Raw genomic sequence first — 18,823 nt, forward strand, 5'->3', positions numbered from 1 at the left:
AATGAACAGATGGCTGTGCCCATCAACGCGCCGATCAACCGGGCGGCGGTCCGTGCGCTGGACGACCAGCCGCTGGACTGGAGCTTCAAGGGAATCCCGGCACAGTGGTGGGGGCGCACGCCCGCCCAGATCGTCGCGCAGGCGCCCGAGTCGTTCTCCGGCGGCGCCATCGGCCCGATGTGCGTCCTTCACGCCGAGGCGTTGTCACACAACCTCGCAGCGATGGCCGGGTGGTGCCGCGAGCGCGGGGTCGAGCTCGCACCGCACGGCAAGACCCACATGGCGCCGCAGCTGGCCGCCCGCCAACTCGACGCGGGCGCGTGCGGGATCACCGTCGCCACCATCGGCCAGGCCGCGGTCTACCGCGCGTTCGGTGTCGGTGAGCTGGTGCTGGCCAACGAGCTCGTCGATGACGCCGGGTTGCGCTGGCTGGCCTCCGAACTGGACGGCGATGACGGCTTCGGGTTCGTGTGCTGGGTGGATTCGGTGCGGGGCGTCGAGCTGATGACGTCGGCGCTGGCGGGCGCACGACGACGCGTCGACGTGTGCGTCGAACTCGGGATGCCGTCCGGGCGCAGCGGCTGCAGGACAGCCGACGCGGTGGACGAGGTCGCCCGCGCGGCGGCCGCGTCGCCCCGGCTGCGGCTGGTCGGTGTCGCCGGCTACGAAGCCGCGGCCGGGCAGTCGCTGCATCCCGCCGCGACGGCGGCCGTCGCCGAGCACCTCGCCGGGCTGCGTGCGGCGGTGATCCGCCTCGCCGGACTGTTCGAGACCGACCGCGTCATCGTCAGCGCCGGCGGCAGCACGTACTTCGACGCCGTCGCGGACGCGCTGACGCGCTGGCCCGACGGCATGTCGGTGCGCACGATCCTGCGCAGCGGCTGCTACCTGACCCACGACCACGGGCTGTACGCGACGACGTCACCGCTGACCCGCGGCGGGCGCGCCGGTCTGCGTCCCGCCCTCGAATTGCGCGCGCAAGTGGTGTCGCGCCCCGAGGCCGACCTGGCGATCGTGACGATGGGCCGCCGTGACGTGGCGTTCGACCAGGGGCTGCCCGTCCCGATCGAGCTGCCCGGCAGCGAGGTCGTCAAGCTCAACGACCAGCACGCGTTCGTGAGGCTCGGCGCAGCCGACCGTCCACGGGCGCCGGTCGGCGCGTGGCTGCGGTTCGGCGTCTCCCACCCCTGCACGGTGTTCGACAAGTGGCGGCTGATCCCGGTGGTCGACGGCGACGACCGGGTGGTCGACCTGATCCGCACCTATTTCTGACTAGCGGGCGGGTCGGAGCTTGCCCCGCTGACCGTCGCGGTTGCGTTCGAAGACCAGGCGCAGGCCGTCCAGGGTCAGGTGACGGTCGTAGTGCTCGACGGAGCGCACGTCCTCCAACACCAGCGGCGCCCCGTGCCCGGTCGCGACCACCGCGACGTCGTCGCCCTCGCCGAAGCCGTCGACGTCCTCGCGCACCCGCTTCACCAATCCGTCCACCAGCCCGGCGAATCCGAACACCGCACCCGCCTGCATGCATTCGACGGTGTTCTTGCCGATGATCGACCGCGGGCGGGTCAGCTCGACGCGGCGAAGCGCGGCCGAGCGCGCCGCCGCCGCATCGGACGACACCTGCACGCCGGGGGCGATGGCGCCGCCGAGGAACTCCCCCTTGGCCGACACGACGTCCACACAGATCGACGAGCCGAAGTCCACCACGATCGCGGCCGACTTGTACTTGTGATACGCGGCAAGACAATTGACGATGCGGTCGGCACCCACCTCTTTGGGGTTGTCGACGAGCAGCGGGATGCCGGTGCGCACCCCCGGTTCGATCAGCACATGGGGCACGGCCGGCCAGTACTGTTCGAGCATCAGGCGCACCTCGTGGAGCACCGACGGCACGGTCGACAAACCCGCCGCCCCGGTGAGCTGTTCGCCGTCGTCACCGATCAGGCCGTCGATCGTCAGGGCCAACTCGTCGGAGGTCACCTCGGACTCGGTGCGGATCCGCCAGTGGTGGACGACCTTGGCGTGGTCACCGGAACCCGACACCAGACCGACGACCGTGTGGGTGTTGCGGACGTCTATCGCCAGGAGCACGCCATCACCTCGGCGACATCAGCCCGGAAGCGTCCGACGGCACATACGCCGGGTCGGCGCCGAGGTCGATCTGCCGGTTGTCGGCGTCGACGAACACCACCCGCGGCCGGTAGGCCCTTGCCTCCGCGTCCTCCATCGTCCCGTAGGCGATGAGGATCACCAGGTCGCCGGGATGGATCAGATGCGCTGCGGCACCGTTGATGCCGATCACACCGCTGCCTCGCTCACCGGTGATCACATAGGTGACCAGCCGGGCACCGTTGTCGACGTCGACGATCGTCACCTGCTCCCCCTCGAGCAGGTCGGCCGCGTCCATCAGATCTGCGTCCACGGTCACCGAACCGACGTAGTGCAGATCGGCCTGCGTGACGGTGGCACGGTGGATCTTGGACTTCAGCATGGTTCGTAACATCAGTTCCTCCAGGGCAATTCGTGTTCGTCGAACTCGACCTGCGGCCCCGGACCCGACGGCACCCCGATGTCGATGGCGATGTTGTCCAGAAGTCTGGTCGCGCCCAGTCGGCCGGCGACCAGCATCCGGCCCATCCCCACCTCCGGTGCCGGGCCCAGCATCGCGTCACGCACCTCCAGGTAGTCGACCTCGATCGCGGGCACCTCGTCGAGCACCGCGCGCGCGGCGTCCACCGCCGCCGCGGTTCCCTCCCCCGCCGCGTACATCCCCGCGAGCAGGGCCGCCGACAACGCGCCCGCCTGCTCCCGCTGGACAACGTCGAGGTAGCGGTTCCGCGACGACATGGCCAGCCCGTCGGGCTCCCGCACGATGGGCACCCCCACCACCTGCACGTCCAGGTTCAGATCCGTGACCATCTGCCGGATCAGCGTCAACTGCTGGTAGTCCTTCTCCCCGAAGAACGCCCGGTCCGGATGCACAGCGTTGCACAGTTTGAGCACCACGGTCAGGACGCCGGCGAAATGTGTTGGCCGCAGCGCACCTTCGAGTTCGGCACCGAGCGGACCCGGCACCACGGTGGTGCGGGTGCCCTCGGGGTACATGTCATCGGCGGTCGGGGTGAACGCGATCTCGACACCCTCGGCGCGCAGCGCGGCGAGATCGTCGTCGAGCGTGCGCGGGTAGGCGTCGAGGTCCTCACCGGCGCCGAACTGCAGCGGGTTGACGAAGATCGACACCACCACGACGGCGCCCTGCACCCGTTTGGCGGCGCGGATCAACGTCAAGTGGCCCTCGTGCAGCGCTCCCATGGTGGGCACCAACACGATCCTGCGGCCGGTGGCGCGCAACGCCCGCGTCACGGCGGAGACGTCCGTCGGTCGCGCGTACGCGTTGAGCTGCCCCGCGGCGAACTTCGGGGTGCTGCCGGTGATCATGCCTGTCCCGCTTCCGCCAGGGCCTCGAACACCGCGTCCGGGGCCTTCGCACGTTGGGCCGTGCGCCACGAATTCGTCCGATACGCCTGTGCCAGATCAGGACTCACCTCGTCGAGCGCGCGCAGATGACCGGCCACCGCCGCCGCGTCGCCGCGGGCGACCGGACCGGTGAGTGCGGCCTGGCCACGCTGCAACGCGTTCTCCAGCGATGCCCGCGCCAATGGACCGATGATCCGCTCGGCCAGCCCACCCGGAGTGTCGGAAACGGGCTCCTGTCCCAGCAGTTCCTGGCCCCACAGTGCGGCGCGCAACGCCTCGACCGCGTCGAGCAGCACGGTGATCACATGGTTACCGCCGTGGGCCAGCGCGGCGTGATAGAGCGTCCTGGCGTCCTCACGGACGCGGAACGGTTCGCCGCCGATCTCGAGGACCAGCGACTGAGCGATCGCGTACCCGATCTCGTCGGCCGCGGTGATGCCGAAGCATGTGCCCCGCAGGCGGTCGATGTCCTCGTCCGACCCCGCGAAGGTCATCGCCGGGTGGATCGCCAGCACGATGCACCCCTGCTCGGCCAGCGGCGCCAGCACGCCGATCCCGTTGGCGCCCGAGGTGTGCACCACGATGGTGTTCGCGCGCACGGCCCCGGTCGCGGCCAGTCCGGTCACCAGTGCGGGCAGTTCCGCGTCGGGGACGGCCAGCAGCAGCAGTTCGGCCCGCCTGGCCACCTCGTCGACCGGCAGCACGGGGGTGTCGGGGAGCCAGCGCTGCGCGCGCTGCCGCGAGGCGCTCGAGACCGCGCTGCAGCCGGCGACGACGTGTTCGGCGCGTTCCAGCGCGAAGCCCAGCGCGGTACCCACCCGACCAGCGGAGATGACGCCGATCGTGAGCCGGGCCGGGCGGAGTCCCTCGTGGGGAGGGTTCCCGCTGGCGGGGGGCTGCAGCATTGCAGACGACCTCGCAGTTTCTGATGAGTACGTTCCGGTCCTGCGTGGCGGGTACCGGACGGTCGCTACGAGATTAGCTCAATCCTCGCGACGCCTGCGCCCGCCGCCTCCCGACGGGCTCGCCTGCAGTCGCGCCAACAACTCCGCGACGGACTGGCCACCGGTGTGGGCGCCCCCGTCGGAATCCTCCTGCTCGGCGTGCTCGGCGTGCTCGGCGTGCTCGGCGTGCTCGGCGTGCTCGGTGGCCGGGGGCGCCGTAGGCGGCGCCACCGGCGCATCGGCGTCCGGAGGGCCGGCATAGTGCCGACCGCGTGGCGGTTCGGCGGGTGGCGGAGTCAGACCGGGTGCCTGCGGCGGTGGCGGCTCGTCGGGCACCCGCCTCCTGCCCACGTATTCGACGGTCCCGTTGCCACCTGGGGACGCCACCCAGTTGCTGCCCGGCGCGCCCGGCGGAATCCACTGCCCCTCAGCCGGAACCGGCTCCCACTGAGCGGCCGCGGGAGCGGCAGGTTCAGGCGCCTGGGGCTGCGGCGTGGGCGGCGGCAACCAGGGGAACTGCGGCTCGGGCTGGGGCGGGATGTTTTGCGGCGGCGGCGGCGGTGGCGGTGGCGGTGGCGGTGGCGGCGTGGACGGTCGTGGCGCCCATTGCCGCCCCGCCTGCTCGTCGGCCCGGTGCGTCCTCGCCTGCTCGGCGAACCTGCGATGCGCACCTCCCGCCTGGTCGACCGGCGACACCCGCTCGTCCTCCGGTGGGTGCGGTTCGGCGGGGACGTCGATGATCGGGCTCTCCACGGTGTCGGGGGCGTGCACGTCGACGTCGGGGACCACTTCGGCGTCCTCGGTGTCGATCCGGCTGCTGCTGACCCGCCCCGCTGTGTCGGCGCCGGGAGTCCAGTCGCTGAACGCCCGCGCACCGGACCGATCCGTCTCGATCGCGTGCCGATGGGACAGGTCCGTGTCGAACAGGTATTCCAGATTCGCGCGCAGCGCGGCCAATTCGGCGCGCAGTGCCGACACCTCGTCGGATGCCTGCGCCCGCAACTCCGAGGCGAGCTCACGGCGCAGCTGTGTCTCGACCGCGAGCTCGTACTCCCGCCGCGCGGAGATCTCGCGCTCCAGCTGCAGGTCGTACACCAGCTTCAGGTCACGCACCTTCGCCTGGTCGCTGTCGCTCTGCCTGCGGTAGATGACGGACACGAACGCCGCCACCACCGCAGCCCACAAAGCCAGGATGACCGCCAGCTTCAGCAACTCGACACGGTTGGTGAACACCAGGGCCGAACTCGCCGCGATGGCGAGCACCAGCAACACCGACATCAGGACCCAACCCGGCCGTCGAGCGCCGCGCCGAAGGCGCGCGCCACGGGTCGGATCGGTCATGGGCCGACTGTACCTGTCACAGGTCATCTCGCGTGTCGACATGTACGGCGATTCGGCTGGCGCGCTGAAACAATCGGTCAGCCGGGTGCGGCGTCGGCGTTCTCCTGTGGTTCGTCGGGAGACCTGCAGCAATGCTGCAGCCACAGCGCCGCGACGACCAGCGCGAGCGCGCACAACCCGGCCACCACCGCACCCGAGGTGTCCTCTGCGGCCACCCGCAACGTGCTGCGGCGCGGCAGCACGTAGGCCAGCACCGCCAGCCACCACCCCAGCACCACACTGCCCACCCACGCCGATGCCTTGGCGATCACCACCGATCGCGCCACCGCGAGCGGATGCAGCCGACCCTGCCCGACGCCGATCTCACCGTCACGAATCCTGGCGCGCACCAGGAAGCCCCAGCCCGCGACGGCGATCGCCAGGCCCAGCAGCGACACCCCGGTCCACGGCGTGATCGGCGGGAACCATCGGTACACCACGCGCACCAGCAGATAGCCCACCACCGCGGTCGCGACCACGGCGGCGAGCAGGTCGCGGAGTCGGGTCGGTCCCATCAGCGTCCGTTCCCGGTGCGCAGCGCCGACTCGGTGGGCCGCACCCCGGCGCGTTCCGCCGGGTCGACGTCGTCGAGAAGGTGCGCGACGGTCCTCGCCCGACCCGCGACGGTCAAGGTGGCTCCCGGATCGACGGCCAGCCACGGCACCAGGACGAATGCCCGCACGTGGGCGTACGGGTGCGGCAGCGTGAGGACGTCGTCGCGCACCGTCACCTCGCCGCGAGTGTCATGACAGGTGACGAGGTCGACGTCCAGCGTTCTCGGGCCCCACCGCTGGTCGCGGACCCGGTGCGCGGCGTCCTCCAGTTCGTGGGCGCGACGCAGCCAGCCGTGCGCGTCCACGTCCGGATCATCGGCGAGGACAACGGCATTGAGGAACGGCCGTTGCTCGACGCCGCCCCACGCGTCGGTCTCGTACACCGGTGAGACCGCCACCGCCGAGCGGCCGAGTCCGTCGACCACCGACTGCAGCCACGCCATCCGGTCCCCGACGTTCGAGCCGATGGACAACACCACCGACGTCATCGCACGATCACCGGTCTGCGTCCCGGCCGCCACGGCGCGACCGTCGGGCCACGACCGCGACATCGGCGAACTCCAACGGGATCGGCGCCCCCGGCTTGTGCACCACGACCTCCACGGCGTGGACCCGTTCGTCAGCCATCACGTCGTCGGCGATCTCCGCGGCCACCGTCTCGATCAGCTGCCGCGGGGGGCCGGCGACGATGTCGGCGGCACGCTGCGCGAGGACGCCATAGTCCAGGGTGTCGGCGAGGTCGTCGCTGGCGGCGGCGGCGCGCAGATCGAGCCACGCGGTGATGTCGACGACGAAGTCCTGGCCGTCGCGACGCTCATGGTCGAAGACGCCGTGATGGCCGCGAACCGTCAGTCCCCGCAATTCGATTCGGTCAGCCATGCTCGCCCGCCGCCTGCCACGCCGCAACCACAGCCAGCGCGTCGACCGACGCGCGCACGTCGTGCACCCGGACACCCCACACCCCGTGCCAGCCGGCCAGCGCGGAGATGACCGCGGTGGCCGTCTCCCGGCCGCCGGGCGGTCTTGGCGCTCCGTCGGGACCGGCGAGCAGCGTGCCGAGGAATCGTTTGCGTGACGCACCGACCAGGACCGGGACACCGGTGTCGACGAACTCGTGCAGCGCGTTGAGCAACGCCCAATTGTGTTGTGCGGTCTTGGCGAAGCCGAGACCCGGATCGATGATCAGCTTGTCCGGGGCCACCCCCGCGCGCACGGCGGCATCGACTCCGGCCATCAGTTCGTCGCGCACCTCGACGACCACGTTGCCGTAGGCGGGTGCGTCGTGCGGACGGTCGCTTCCCACCGACCGCCAGTGCATGAGCACCCACGGCACCCCGGCCTCGGCGACGACCCGCATCATGTCCGGGTCCGCCCTGCCCCCGGACACGTCGTTGACGATCGACGCGCCGTTCTCCACGGCGGTACGCGCCACCCCGGCGTGCATGGTGTCGATGCTGATCGTGACCCCCTGTCGGGCAAGCTCTTTGACGACGGGCAGCACCCGGGAGATCTCGACCCGGGGGTCCACCCTGGTGGCGCCGGGCCGGGTCGACTCCCCACCGACGTCGACGACGGCGGCACCCTGGGCGACCAACTCGAGGCCGTGCTCGATGGCCCGATCGCGGTCGAGGAAGAGTCCCCCGTCGGAGAAGGAGTCGTCGGTGACGTTGACGACGCCCATCACCTGCACGCCGTCGCTGCGCTCGCCCCCGTCTGAACTCACCTTCGCAGAATCAGGTCCAGCGCCTCGGCCCGAGAGGCGTTGTCGTGCTTGAACTGTCCGCGCACCGCGGAGGTCGTCGTCACCGCGCCGGGCTTGCGCACCCCCCGCATCGCCATGCACAGGTGCTCGGCCTCGACGACCACGATCGCACCGCGCGGGTCCAGCTTGCGAATCAACGCATCGGCGATCTGGGCGGTCAGCCGTTCCTGCACCTGCGGCCGCTTGGCGTAGAGGTCAACCAGGCGGGCGATCTTCGACAGCCCGGTGACGCGCCCGTCGACCCCGGGGATGTAGCCGACGTGGGCGACACCGTGGAAGGCCACCAGGTGGTGCTCACAGGTGGAGTACATCGGGATCTCCTTGACCAGCACCAGTTCGTCGTGTTGCTCGTCGAAGGTGGTGTTGAGCACGGTGTCCGGATCGGTGTACAGGCCGGCGAACATCTCGCGGTAGGCGCGGGCCACCCGGGCCGGCGTGTCCGCGAGACCGTGGCGATCAGGGTCTTCCCCGACCGCGATCAGCAGCTCACGGACCGCGGCCTCGGCACGGTCCTGGTCGAAATCGGCGTGGGTGCGCGTGACCGGGTGATTGTTCGGCGACCGCGTCATCGGAGTCTCCATTTCAGGTGTCAGCCAGGGTGAAGCTACGGGCTCCGTGGACTATCCCTTGCTGCTCTCGCGGCCTGGATCCTCGGTGGGTGTGGGTGCCCCGCCCTGGGGCGCTGGGTGCCCGGGCTGAGGGTAAGCCTGATACGGCGGATACCCCTGATAGGCAGGTGGCTGCCCCTGCCACCCCGACGGCGGCGGCGGCGGATACCAGGGCTGCTGATGCTGCGGCCCCTGCTGTGGGGGCCCGCCGTGCTGTTGCGGTCCACCGTGCTGTTGCGGTCCGCCGTGCTGGGGAGGCCAGCCTGGTGCATGCCAGCCGGCGGGAGCACCGTAGTCCGGCTGCGTGGGCCCGGCCGGGGCCGCCCCGTTCGCGCCGGAACCGTTGGCCCCGTTCTTGTGGGCAGCCTCGGCGGCCGCCTTGGACGCCTGGGCGATCGCGGTCTTGAACGCGGGCTCGGGGACCGGCTTTGGCCACGGCTCGCCGCGCTCGATCGCCAGTTCTCCCGGCGTCTTGATCGGGGGCTTGTCCGAGGGCACCCGGCCACCGAAGTCGTCGAACATCGTCAGTCGGGGCCGCTTCTTCACATCACCGAAGATGGCCTGCAGTTCGACGCGGTGCAGCGTCTCCTTCTCCAGCAGCTCACCGGCCAGGGTGTCCAGCACGTCGCGGTACTCGGTGAGGATCTCCCACGCCTCGGTGTGCGCGGCCTCGATGAGCTTGCGCACCTCGTCGTCGATGATCTGGGCGACCTCGTGGCTGTAGTCGGCCTGGGTGCCCATCGTGCGGCCGAGGAACGGGTCACCGTGCTCGGTGCCGTACCGCACCGCGCCCAGCTTGGAACTCATGCCGTACTCGGTGACCATCGCGCGGGCGATCTTGGTGGCCTGCTCGATGTCGGACACCGCACCGGTGGTGGGCTCGCGGAAAACCAGTTCCTCGGCGGCACGGCCACCCATCGCGAAGACCAGTCGCGCGATCATCTCCGACCGGGTCATCAGGCCCTTGTCGTCCTCCGGCACGGCCATCGCGTGGCCGCCGGTGCGGCCGCGAGCCAAGATCGTCACCTTGTAGATCGGCTCGATGTCGGGCATCGCCCAGGCCGCCAGCGTGTGCCCGCCCTCGTGATAGGCGGTGATCTTCTTCTCGTGCTCACTGATGATGCGGCCCTTGCGGCGCGGCCCGCCGACGACCCGGTCGACGGCCTCTTCGAGGGCGGCGCCGGTGATGACGGTGCCGTTCTCGCGGGCGGTCAGCAGCGCCGATTCGTTGATGACGTTGGCCAGGTCGGCGCCGGACATGCCGACGGTGCGTTTGGCCAGCCCGTCGAGGTCGGCGTCGGGCGCGATCGGCTTGCCCTGCGAATGGACCTTGAGTACGGCGCGCCTGCCCGCGAGATCGGGGCTGGAGACCGGGATCTGGCGGTCGAAGCGACCTGGCCGCAGCAGCGCCGGATCGAGGATGTCGGGCCGGTTGGTGGCGGCGATCAGGATGACGCCCTGCCGTTCACCGAACCCGTCCATCTCGACGAGCAACTGGTTGAGCGTCTGCTCGCGCTCGTCGTGACCGCCGCCGAGGCCCGCGCCGCGCTGGCGGCCCACGGCGTCGATCTCGTCGACGAAGATGATGCACGGGCTGTTCTGCTTGGCCTGCTCGAACAGGTCACGCACCCGGGAGGCGCCGACGCCGACAAACATCTCGACGAAGTCCGAGCCCGAGATCGTGAAGAACGGCACGCCCGCCTCGCCTGCGACCGCGCGGGCCAGCAGCGTCTTGCCGGTGCCCGGAGGACCGTAGAGCAGCACGCCCTTGGGAATCTTGGCGCCGAGGGCCTGGTAGCGGCTCGGGTTCTGCAGGAAGTCCTTGATCTCGTACAGCTCCTCGACCGCCTCGTCGACGCCCGCGACGTCGGCGAACGTGGTCTTGGGCATGTCCTTGGAGAGTTGCTTGGCCTTCGACTTGCCGAACCCGAAGCCCATCCGGCCACCGGACTGCATGCGGGAGAACATCACGAAGAGGCCGACGAGCAGCAGCAGCGGCAACATGTAGATGAGCAGCGTGCCCAGCATGCTGCTCTGGTTGACCACGGTGTTGGTCTTGGCGTTCTTGGCCTGCAGCGCCTCGAACAGCGTCACCCCGTAACCGGTGGGGTACTTGCTGATGATCTTGTCGCTGTTCTCGGTGTCGCCGTTGCCGTTCTTCAGCTCGAGCCGCAACTGCTGTTCACGGTCGTCGATCTGCGCACTGGTGACGTTGTCGCTGTTGATCTGCGCTATCGCCACCGAGGTGTCGACAGGCTTGTATCCGCGGGTGTCGTCGCTGAAATAGAAGAACGACCACCCGAGCAGCAGCACCACGGCGATCACCGTGAGCGTGCGGATCACATTCTTGCGGTTCATATGTACCTAGGCCGGCGGCGGAACCACCGGCCAAATCCTTCCAATACGCGCAGCTGGAATAGTCAAGGCTACCGCTAGATCAACGACTGGCAGTTCCCGGCGGCGTTCTGGCGCCGAACGTGCATTCCCTGTCGTGATTCTGCGCTTCGCACGACGGTAGGAGCACGTTCGGCGAAAGTGGGGGTCATGCGGTCGCGAAAGGTACAGACAAACGGGGTCACGCTGAGCGTGGCCGAGGCGGGCGAGCCCGGGGCGCCGCTGGTCGTGCTCTGCCACGGCTTCCCTGAGCTGGCGTTTTCCTGGCGCCACCAGATCGCCGCCCTCGCCGACGCCGGCTTCCACGTGCTGGCCCCCGACCAGCGGGGGTACGGCGGCTCGGATGCGCCTGACGCCGTGGAGGCCTACACCGTGGTCGAACTCTGCGCCGACGTGGTCGGGCTTCTCGACTCGGAAGTCGGCGGAGGCGCCGAGCAGGCGGCGCTGGTCGGACACGACTTCGGCGCCGTCGTGGCCTGGACCGCGCCGCTGCTGCATCCCGACCGCTTCCGCGCGGTCGCCGGCCTGAGCCTGCCCCCGGTGCCCGCCCGAAGGTGCCGACGACGCAGGCGTTCCGCCGGATCTTCGGGGACAACTTCTTCTACATCCTGTACTTCCAGGAGCAGGGGCCCGCCGACGCCGAACTCGCCGCCGATCCGGCGACGACGCTGCGGCGCCTGTTCGCCACCCCCGCCGCCGGTGACGAGGCCGCCGCTCTGCGCATGCTGGCTCCCGGACCCGAGGGCTTCCTGGCCCGCATCCCCGACCCCGGCGGGTTGCCCGAGTGGATCAGCCGCCGGGACTTCGACGTCTACGTCCAGGAATTCACCCGCACCGGGTTCACCGGACCGCTCAACTGGTATCGCTGCTTCGACCGCAACTGGGAGCTGACCGCGGCGCCGCCGGCGGCCACGGTCGACATCCCCGCCCTCTTCATCGGCGGCGCAGCCGACGCCACCCTGGCCTACACCCCGCGAGACCGAGCCCGCGAGGTCGTCACCGGCGAGTACCGCGAGGTGCTGATCGACGGGGCGGGCCACTGGCTGACGGAGGAACACCCCGACGAGATAAGCCGCATATTGGTCGACTTCCTCGTAGTGTGACTCGTATCACTAGTGGGTACCTGTAACGGGGGTTCGGGTCCACTCGGCAAGGGGGAGGGAAATGGAGCTTGCAACAAAGAGCCGTGGCACCGGCGAGGATAGGTTGCCCGACCGCGCATGCCTGGTCGCGTCCGCACGCGCCGCGTTCGGCGACATCGGCGCGGGGGCGACCGTGGAAGAGATCGCCAAGAGCGCCGGCGTCAGCGCGGCCACGCTCTATCAACAATTCGGCGACAGGAGCGGATTGGTCACCGCGGTCCTCGATGATCTCCTCACTTCCCTTGGCGCGGAAGGCGATCCGCGGAGTGAGAGCCGCGGCACCGCCGCACTGAGGATCCCGCGCCTTCAACTTCGGCAGGCTGTCCTGCCACTGGCCGCGATGGCGGCTCTATTGCCGGTGGCCGCCGCGCCCACCGCGGGCGCGGCCGAGGAACCCGCGCCGCCGACGGTGTTGACGATCTCCCCGCTGTGGCCCGTCATGCCCATGGATAAGGCGCTGGGCGGTTCCCTCTGCGAATCCGACGGCTGCGACTCGGTCCCGTACGTGCCTTTCTGGACCGCGAACGGCGTGACCGCGCTCGAGAAGCGGCTGGCCACCATCGACGGCGGCGGCGCCACCATCGACAACCCGGCGATCGTATTCGCCTTCAGCAACGGAGCGCTGGTCGCCGGACAGTGGATGGCGGAAAACACCGACAACCCGGAAGCACCCTCTCCCGACGAGTTGTCGTTCGTGTTCATCGGAAACCCGAGGCGCGCCCACGGAGGCAGCATGCCGGCGATGCCGCCGTCCGAGTACCAGGTCATCGATGTCGTCCGTCAGTACGACCCGAAGGCCGACTTCCCGGACGACCCCTTCAACCTGCTGGCGCTGGCGAACGTGGCGCTCGGGATCCTGTCTCCGATGCACCTCAACTACACCGGGGTGGACATCGACGATCCGGCCAACGTGAGGTGGACCGAGGGCAATACGACCTATGTGTTCGTGCCGACCGAGAACCTTCCTCTGCTGGCGCCACTGCGACTGCTCGGGATGGGCCAGTTGGCCGATGCGCTCAACGAGCCGCTGAAGGAGATCGTGGAACGGGCCTACGACCGCTCGTACCTCCCGACCGAAGAACCGGCCGTCACTGAGGCCGAAGGCACCTCAGCGCCTGCTGGTGCGCGCGTCGCGGACTCGACGGAGGCCGATGAAGACGCCGAGGAGCCGCTCGGTGTCGACCCGGCAGTCGACGAAGAGGACACGTCCGGCAACGAAGTGGAAACCGATCCGGACTCCACCGATCCGAACACCGCCGACAAAGCGACAACGGACGAGGCGACCGAGGACGAGGCGACCGAGGACGAGGCGACCACGGACGAAGCGAGCGAGGACGAAGCGACCGAGGACGAGGCGACCGAGGACGAGGCGACGGCCACCGATGACACATCGGACAAGCCTGCCGATACCCAGCAGTCAGATGCGAAGGACACCAGCGGCACCGACACCGACTGACAACGACACTTCGTTGCGGAGAACCAATTGCCGCACAACGGGATTCGCTGGCGGCGTCGGCGGTACCGGGGCTCCGGTCCGGCGTGCGTTAGGGTGCCAGGCATGCCGATCGCCGCGCGACCGAAATCAGCCAGCACCAAGCTCATCGCGTTCGCCGCAGCGGGAATCGCCGCGGCGGCACTGACCTCCTGCGACTCGCAGGCGGGCCCGACGCTGACCCCCGACGCCGACACCCGGCAGGTGACCGTCGTCGGTGCCGGCCAGGTGCAGGGCACCCCCGACACGCTGACCGTGAACGCGTCGATGGAGTTCCTCGCACCGGACGCGACGGCCGCGATGAACCAGACCAACGACCGCCAGCGAGCCGTGATCGACGCGCTCGTCGCCGCGGGCATCGAACGCAACGACCTGGCCACCACGCAGGCCGATCTGCAGCCGCAGTACGACAGCGACAGCACATCGATCTCCGCCTACCGGGCGACCAACTCGATCAACGTGACGATCCGCGACCTCGATCTGGCGTCCGACGCGATCGGCCTGATCGTCAGCACCGGCGGCAACGCCACCCGGATCAACTCGATCAGCTACTCGATCGAGGACGACTCCCAGCTGGTGCGCGACGCCCGGGCCCGCGCGTTCGAGGACGCCAAGGACCGCGCCGGCCAATACGCCCAGTTGTCCGGGCTCAATCTCGGCAAGGTGATCTCGATCTCCGAGTCCGCGGGTCCGACGCCGCCCCAGCCGATGCAGGCGCCCCGCGCCATGGAGGCCGCCGTGCCGCTGGAACCGGGACAGCAGACGGTCGGCTTCTCGGTGACGGTGATCTGGGAGCTGTCCTAGCTAAGCCTCGATCCACGGACTGACCTGCTGTTATGTGAGTGTCGGAATGAGGAAAGTGCCCTCTGAGCTGGGATGATTGGTGTTCTCAAGCAACAATCGGGTNAGCCTCGATCCACGGACTGACCTGCTGTTATGTGAGTGTCGGAATGAGGAAAGTGCCCTCTGAGCTGGGATGATTGGTGTTCTCAAGCAACAATCGGGTCCAGTTCGGAAAGGCACTTCCGGTGCAAGTTTCGCATAGGTTCGCTGCGGAGTCAGCGGTGTTCGACGATGACAATCTCGTGTCGTGTGCCGGGCTGGTGCCGGTGATGACGTTGGCCGAGCAGACCGGGCTGCGGCGTCTACTCGTAGACAAGGTCCGCATCACGGCGCCACGGATCAAGTCCGGGGCGGCGAACCCCGCGCCGAAGCTGGCCACCGTGGTGGCGGGCATGTGCGCGGGCGCGGACTGCATCGATGACATCGACGTTCTCCGGTCGGGCGGGATGAAGACGCTCTTCGATGGGGTGTATGCACCCTCGACCGTGGGAACGGTGTTGCGGGAGTTCACCTTCGGTCACGCCCGCCAACTCGAGTCAGTACTACGCGAGCATCTGGTGGCGTTGTGCGGGCGGGTCGAGCTGCTGCCCGGTGCCGATCAGCAGGTGTTCGTCGACATCGATTCGCTGCTCCGCCCGGTCTACGGACACGCCAAGCAGGGCGCCTCCTACGGACACACCAAGATCGCCGGCAAGCAGATCCTACGCAAGGGACTCTCGCCGCTGGCGACCACGATCAGCACCCCGGGCGCCGCGCCGGTGATCGCGGGGATGCGGCTACGCGCCGGGAAGACCGGCTCGGGCAAGGGTGCCGGGCGGATGGTCGCCCAGGCGATCAGAGCCGCCCGCGCCGCCGGCGCCAGCGGGCAGATCCTGGTCCGCGGCGATTCGGCCTACGGCTCCCGCGCGGTGGTGGGCGCATGTCGGCGCCACGGCGCCCAGTTCTCGCTGGTGATGACCCGCAACCCGGCGGTCGACCGCGCGATCGCCGCGATCGACGAGGCCGCATGGACCCCGGTGTCCTATCCCGGTGCGGTGCGCGATCCCGACACCGGGGCCTGGATATCGGATGCCGAGGTCGCCGAAATCGCCTACACCGCCTTCGCGTCCACCAAAGAGCCGATCACCGCCCGGCTGGTGGTGCGCCGCGTCAAGGACGCCTGCTACCCGGATGCGTTGTTTCCGGTGTGGCGGTATCACCCGTTCCTCACCAACACCGACCTCCCGGTCGAGGCGGCCGACATCATCCACCGCGGCCACGCCATCATCGAAACCGTGTTCGCCGACCTGATCGACGGACCACTGGCACACATCCCGTCGGGCCGCTTCGGCGCGAACTCCGCGTGGGTGCTGTGCGCGGCGATCGCCCACAACCTGCTGCGCGCCGCCAGCGTTCTCGCCGGTGACCAGCACACCCGGGCACGCGGATCAACGCTGCGACGCAAGATCGTCAACGTCCCCGCCCGACTGGCCCGCCCGCAACACCGACCGGTCCTGCACCTGCCCACCCACTGGCCCTGGTCGAAGGCCTGGCTTGCACTGTGGCACAACACCATCGGATACAGCCCACCACTGACCGCAACAGCCTGACCACCCGCCGACAAGGCCCGACCGGAACGCACAGGAAAAGCTGGGTAGACCAGCGGTTCCTTCACGCCACACCACCGGACAATCAAGATCAAAGACTTCTCACCGCTTCATCAAGGCCCGTCGGTGGATTGAGGCTTAGAACCGACGCCGAGTACCGCGGCTGGTCCGACGAAGCCGCCCGCCACAACCGCGTCGCCCATGCCCTCACCGACCACCTCCATCGCCTCGACCGCTGAACATCCAGCGCTGACAGATTGACCTACCTCCGAGGGCCGGATACAGGAACGACTCAACAAGGAGATCCGCCGACGCACCGACGTCGTCGGCATCTTCCCCGACCGCAACGCACTCATCCGCCTCGTCGGCGCCGTGCTGGCCGAACAACACGACGAATGGGCCGAATCCCGGCGCTACCTCGGCCTCGACGTCCTCAGCAAATCCCGAGCCGACCAGGACTCACCAACAGAACAGGAGGCCACCCCCGCGGCACTGACCGCCTGAACCACAAACTCGAAGAATCACACGACGACGTCGTACACCACGCCCCTGGACTTGACCGACACGAGATTCATCCATGGCTGAAGTCAGGTGCACCGGTGACGGCGCAAATGGTGCGGCTGAAGATCGAAGGCATACAGCGATTGCAGTGTGTGCACGCCGAGTGCACGGTGTGCCGGTCGCCGTCGGCGGCTATCCGGTTGATCAAATCCGGCTCGGCCAGCAGAGCCCGGGCCATTGCAACGAAGTCGAACCCCTCAGCCATCGCCAGATCCATGGTTTCTCGGTTGGTGATGCCGCCCAGCAAGATCAAAGGCATCGAAAGCTCGGCACGGAAGCGTCGGGCATCGCTCAGTAGGAAGGCGTCACGATAGGGGTAGTGGTGCAAAAACTTGTGGCCAATCATCCGTACGCCCCAGCTCAGCGGTGGACTGAAGACGCTGGCGAATTCTCGCACGGGAGCTTCGCCGTGAAAGAGATACATCGGATTGAGCAGCGAACTTCCTGCTGTTAGCTCGAGCGCGTCCAGTCCGCCGTCTTCCTGTAGCCATTTGGCTGTGGTGAGGGCTTCGTCTACGGCAATACCACCGCGTACACCATCGGTCATGTTCAGTTTGGCGGTTACCGCCATGTGCGTAGCCCCGGCTCTGTCCAGCGCGCGTCGCACTGCCATCACGACGCCGCGTGCCACCTTGGCCCGGTTCTCCAGCGACCCGCCGAACTCATCGCGTCGCCGATTGACCAGCGGGCTGAGGAAAGAGCTCGCGAAATAGTTGTGGCCCAGATGAACTTCGATCGCATCAAAGCCTGACTCGACGGCGAGCAGGGCCGCGTCGGCGTGAGCGGCAGTGACGTCCCGGATGTCGTCCCGGGTTGCCCTCTTGGGAAAGTTCATTCCGGTTGGATTGAAAAGGCGAATCGGCGACATGGCGGGTGCATTGTTTTCGCGAGCGTTCGCGAGCGCGCCAGCGTGGCCGATCTGCACGCTGGCTGCCGCACCCTCAGCGTGCACAGCATCGGTTAGCTGACGGAAACCGGCGACAGCCGTCGGGCGCATCCAAATCGGTTTGCCCGGGGTGCGCCCCCCGGGCGAGACGGCACAGAAAGCCACCGTCGTCATGCCCACTCCGCCCGCCGCAGGGAGGCGATGGTATTCGATCAGGTCGTCGGTGACGAGCGCGTCGGGCGTGCGCGCCTCGGTCGTGGCAGCCTTGATGATCCGATTACGCAATTTCACCGGGCCGAGTTGGGCAGGGGCGAAAACGTCAGGCGCGCTGTGCATATCGAAAGCATACGGCGGGGTTTAGTCGAGTCAAGACGCTTTCAGCGCGTTGACGCACCTTCCTGCGTGGCATACGATAGGTTTGTAGCTAATCAGGCAGATTGATTTAATGCATTTAAGACATAGAGGTATCGAACACATGAGTGCATCTCCTGAAACCTCTTCGGCGTCTGCTCCCGAGAATGGTCAGGGACCAGGGATTATTCCCTACACCGGCCAGTCTCTCGGTGATGTCGGCGAGATCATGAATGCTCCTGAGATGTCGTCGGACATCATCGAGCAGATCGCTGGTTTCGACATTGCCCTTTTGGCTGGTGGCACTGCCATTGATGTCATCTTCCGGGACACCGCGGAAGGCGGATTCAGCCTCGCCAATATGCGATTGGCACCGGACTACATCTTACCGACCCATCGGCATAACGTTGACTGTCTCTACTACGTGCTCTCGGGTTCGATACAGCTCGGCAGACGCCGAATCGACGCGGGCGGTGGCTTTTTGGTGCGGGCAGACCGCTCATACGGGTATCGGGCAGGCGCAGAAGGCGCCACGGTGTTGGAGTTTCGTCATTCGACAAGGTTCAACATGGTCGTCACCGAGACGAGTCCGGCAAAGTGGAGCGAAATGGTCGAGACCGCAAAGCAAAACGAAGGCTGGCCCGGCTTCGCGGAATCGGTCTCCATGCCCAAGGCCTAACCAGACCGCTCAACCCGCGGTTGTTGATCGGCGCATTTGTTGTGTACTGTATCGGGCACTCCCCGACGCCTGTATATGCCCATTCATCCGGCAAGGTTGCCGTAATGTGAGCAGTCAGCCGGGTTGCGTCCAGCACAGTGGTGTACGAGTCGGACCTGATCAGC

General features: G+C 68.3%; 19 protein-coding genes and 1 pseudogene. 8 read left to right on the top strand and 12 right to left on the bottom strand.

Annotated elements, in window-relative coordinates:
- Positions 1 to 9 precede the first annotated feature (9 nt).
- Positions 10 to 1,272, top strand: a complete 1,263-nt coding sequence (locus tag H7I57_RS24185; RefSeq protein WP_264026624.1) for an alanine racemase — start codon at positions 10 to 12, stop codon at positions 1,270 to 1,272.
- On the opposite strand, the gene H7I57_RS24190 is transcribed toward H7I57_RS24185, so the two are convergent.
- The 11 genes from H7I57_RS24190 to ftsH form a co-directional block, all read right to left on the bottom strand.
- Positions 1,273 to 2,091 (bottom strand): type III pantothenate kinase, encoded by an 819-nt coding sequence (locus H7I57_RS24190; protein ID WP_264026625.1) that lies wholly within the window; start codon positions 2,089 to 2,091, stop codon positions 1,273 to 1,275.
- Positions 2,092 to 2,095: 4 nt separating this feature from the next.
- Positions 2,096 to 2,503, bottom strand: a complete 408-nt coding sequence (panD, locus tag H7I57_RS24195; RefSeq protein ID WP_264026626.1) for an aspartate 1-decarboxylase — start codon at positions 2,501 to 2,503, stop codon at positions 2,096 to 2,098.
- On the bottom strand, positions 2,503 to 3,438 hold the full coding sequence (gene panC, locus H7I57_RS24200) for a pantoate--beta-alanine ligase (RefSeq protein ID WP_275081641.1): 936 nt from the start codon (positions 3,436 to 3,438) through the stop codon (positions 2,503 to 2,505). The genes panD and panC overlap by 1 nt, the downstream gene beginning before the upstream one ends.
- Entirely contained in the window at positions 3,435 to 4,382 is a 948-nt protein-coding gene (locus H7I57_RS24205) for a Rossmann-like and DUF2520 domain-containing protein (protein ID WP_264026628.1), read from the bottom strand. The genes panC and H7I57_RS24205 overlap by 4 nt, the downstream gene beginning before the upstream one ends.
- Before the next feature lie 78 nt (positions 4,383 to 4,460).
- Positions 4,461 to 5,762, bottom strand: a complete 1,302-nt coding sequence (locus H7I57_RS24210) for a DUF6779 domain-containing protein (RefSeq protein ID WP_264026630.1) — start codon at positions 5,760 to 5,762, stop codon at positions 4,461 to 4,463.
- Between the two features lie 77 nt (positions 5,763 to 5,839).
- Positions 5,840 to 6,316: a DUF3180 domain-containing protein gene (locus H7I57_RS24215; protein WP_264026632.1), complete on the bottom strand. Its 477-nt coding sequence runs from the start codon at positions 6,314 to 6,316 to the stop codon at positions 5,840 to 5,842.
- A complete protein-coding gene (folK, locus tag H7I57_RS24220; protein WP_264026657.1) occupies positions 6,316 to 6,843 on the bottom strand; it encodes a 2-amino-4-hydroxy-6-hydroxymethyldihydropteridine diphosphokinase in 528 nt (175 codons plus the stop codon). The genes H7I57_RS24215 and folK overlap by 1 nt, the downstream gene beginning before the upstream one ends.
- Positions 6,844 to 6,850: 7 nt before the next feature.
- Positions 6,851 to 7,234, bottom strand: a complete 384-nt coding sequence (gene folB / locus H7I57_RS24225) for a dihydroneopterin aldolase (protein ID WP_264026633.1) — start codon at positions 7,232 to 7,234, stop codon at positions 6,851 to 6,853.
- Positions 7,227 to 8,036 (bottom strand): dihydropteroate synthase, encoded by an 810-nt coding sequence (gene folP, locus H7I57_RS24230; RefSeq protein ID WP_264026659.1) that lies wholly within the window; start codon positions 8,034 to 8,036, stop codon positions 7,227 to 7,229. The genes folB and folP overlap by 8 nt, the downstream gene beginning before the upstream one ends.
- Before the next feature lie 38 nt (positions 8,037 to 8,074).
- Positions 8,075 to 8,686, bottom strand: a complete 612-nt coding sequence (gene folE, locus H7I57_RS24235; RefSeq protein WP_372510359.1) for a GTP cyclohydrolase I FolE — start codon at positions 8,684 to 8,686, stop codon at positions 8,075 to 8,077.
- 51 nt (positions 8,687 to 8,737) lie between these two features.
- Positions 8,738 to 11,083, bottom strand: a complete 2,346-nt coding sequence (gene ftsH / locus H7I57_RS24240) for an ATP-dependent zinc metalloprotease FtsH (protein WP_264026636.1) — start codon at positions 11,081 to 11,083, stop codon at positions 8,738 to 8,740.
- Between the two features lie 186 nt (positions 11,084 to 11,269).
- On the opposite strand from ftsH, the gene H7I57_RS24245 reads away from it, so the two are divergent.
- The 6 genes and pseudogenes from H7I57_RS24245 to H7I57_RS24270 form a co-directional block, all read left to right on the top strand.
- Entirely contained in the window at positions 11,270 to 12,010 is a 741-nt protein-coding gene (locus tag H7I57_RS24245) for an alpha/beta fold hydrolase (RefSeq protein ID WP_372510362.1), read from the top strand.
- The gene (locus H7I57_RS33865; protein ID WP_264026639.1) at positions 11,896 to 12,222 is read left to right on the top strand and encodes an alpha/beta fold hydrolase; all 327 of its coding nucleotides are present in this window, start codon (positions 11,896 to 11,898) and stop codon (positions 12,220 to 12,222) included. Before H7I57_RS24245 ends, H7I57_RS33865 begins: the two co-directional genes overlap by 115 nt.
- Before the next feature lie 61 nt (positions 12,223 to 12,283).
- Positions 12,284 to 13,717, top strand: a complete 1,434-nt coding sequence (locus H7I57_RS24255; RefSeq protein ID WP_264026640.1) for a PE-PPE domain-containing protein — start codon at positions 12,284 to 12,286, stop codon at positions 13,715 to 13,717.
- Positions 13,718 to 13,819: 102 nt separating this feature from the next.
- Positions 13,820 to 14,557, top strand: coding sequence for an SIMPL domain-containing protein (locus H7I57_RS24260; RefSeq protein ID WP_264026641.1), 738 nt, complete (start codon positions 13,820 to 13,822; stop codon positions 14,555 to 14,557).
- Between the two features lie 224 nt (positions 14,558 to 14,781).
- Positions 14,782 to 16,185 (top strand): IS1380 family transposase, encoded by a 1,404-nt coding sequence (locus tag H7I57_RS24265; protein ID WP_264026642.1) that lies wholly within the window; start codon positions 14,782 to 14,784, stop codon positions 16,183 to 16,185.
- A gap of 282 nt (positions 16,186 to 16,467) precedes the next feature.
- A pseudogene (locus tag H7I57_RS24270) lies at positions 16,468 to 16,686 on the top strand (transposase); the annotation flags it as partial.
- 67 nt (positions 16,687 to 16,753) lie between these two features.
- On the opposite strand, the gene H7I57_RS24275 reads toward H7I57_RS24270, so the two are convergent.
- Complete coding sequence (locus H7I57_RS24275) at positions 16,754 to 17,965, bottom strand: NADH:flavin oxidoreductase (RefSeq protein WP_264026643.1); 1,212 nt, start codon at positions 17,963 to 17,965, stop codon at positions 16,754 to 16,756.
- Positions 17,966 to 18,104: 139 nt separating this feature from the next.
- On the opposite strand from H7I57_RS24275, the gene H7I57_RS24280 reads away from it, so the two are divergent.
- Positions 18,105 to 18,659, top strand: a complete 555-nt coding sequence (locus tag H7I57_RS24280; protein WP_264026644.1) for a cupin domain-containing protein — start codon at positions 18,105 to 18,107, stop codon at positions 18,657 to 18,659.
- Positions 18,660 to 18,823: the final 164 nt, after the last annotated feature.

The sequence above is a fragment of the Mycolicibacterium pyrenivorans genome, from assembly GCF_025821625.1.
GTDB lineage: Bacteria > Actinomycetota > Actinomycetes > Mycobacteriales > Mycobacteriaceae > Mycobacterium > Mycobacterium pyrenivorans.

Coding starts and splice junctions, on each gene's coding strand:
- H7I57_RS24185 (WP_264026624.1), top strand. CDS start 10: ATGGCTGTGCCCATCAACGCGCCGATCAACCGGGCGGCGGTCCGTGCG.
- panD (WP_264026626.1), bottom strand. CDS start 2,503: ATGTTACGAACCATGCTGAAGTCCAAGATCCACCGTGCCACCGTCACG.
- panC (WP_275081641.1), bottom strand. CDS start 3,438: ATGATCACCGGCAGCACCCCGAAGTTCGCCGCGGGGCAGCTCAACGCG.
- H7I57_RS24205 (WP_264026628.1), bottom strand. CDS start 4,382: ATGCTGCAGCCCCCCGCCAGCGGGAACCCTCCCCACGAGGGACTCCGC.
- H7I57_RS24210 (WP_264026630.1), bottom strand. CDS start 5,762: ATGACCGATCCGACCCGTGGCGCGCGCCTTCGGCGCGGCGCTCGACGG.
- H7I57_RS24215 (WP_264026632.1), bottom strand. CDS start 6,316: ATGGGACCGACCCGACTCCGCGACCTGCTCGCCGCCGTGGTCGCGACC.
- folK (WP_264026657.1), bottom strand. CDS start 6,843: ATGACGTCGGTGGTGTTGTCCATCGGCTCGAACGTCGGGGACCGGATG.
- folB (WP_264026633.1), bottom strand. CDS start 7,234: ATGGCTGACCGAATCGAATTGCGGGGACTGACGGTTCGCGGCCATCAC.
- folP (WP_264026659.1), bottom strand. CDS start 8,036: ATGGGCGTCGTCAACGTCACCGACGACTCCTTCTCCGACGGGGGACTC.
- folE (WP_372510359.1), bottom strand. CDS start 8,686: ATGACGCGGTCGCCGAACAATCACCCGGTCACGCGCACCCACGCCGAT.
- ftsH (WP_264026636.1), bottom strand. CDS start 11,083: ATGAACCGCAAGAATGTGATCCGCACGCTCACGGTGATCGCCGTGGTG.
- H7I57_RS24245 (WP_372510362.1), top strand. CDS start 11,270: ATGCGGTCGCGAAAGGTACAGACAAACGGGGTCACGCTGAGCGTGGCC.
- H7I57_RS24255 (WP_264026640.1), top strand. CDS start 12,284: ATGGAGCTTGCAACAAAGAGCCGTGGCACCGGCGAGGATAGGTTGCCC.
- H7I57_RS24260 (WP_264026641.1), top strand. CDS start 13,820: ATGCCGATCGCCGCGCGACCGAAATCAGCCAGCACCAAGCTCATCGCG.
- H7I57_RS24275 (WP_264026643.1), bottom strand. CDS start 17,965: ATGCACAGCGCGCCTGACGTTTTCGCCCCTGCCCAACTCGGCCCGGTG.
- H7I57_RS24280 (WP_264026644.1), top strand. CDS start 18,105: ATGAGTGCATCTCCTGAAACCTCTTCGGCGTCTGCTCCCGAGAATGGT.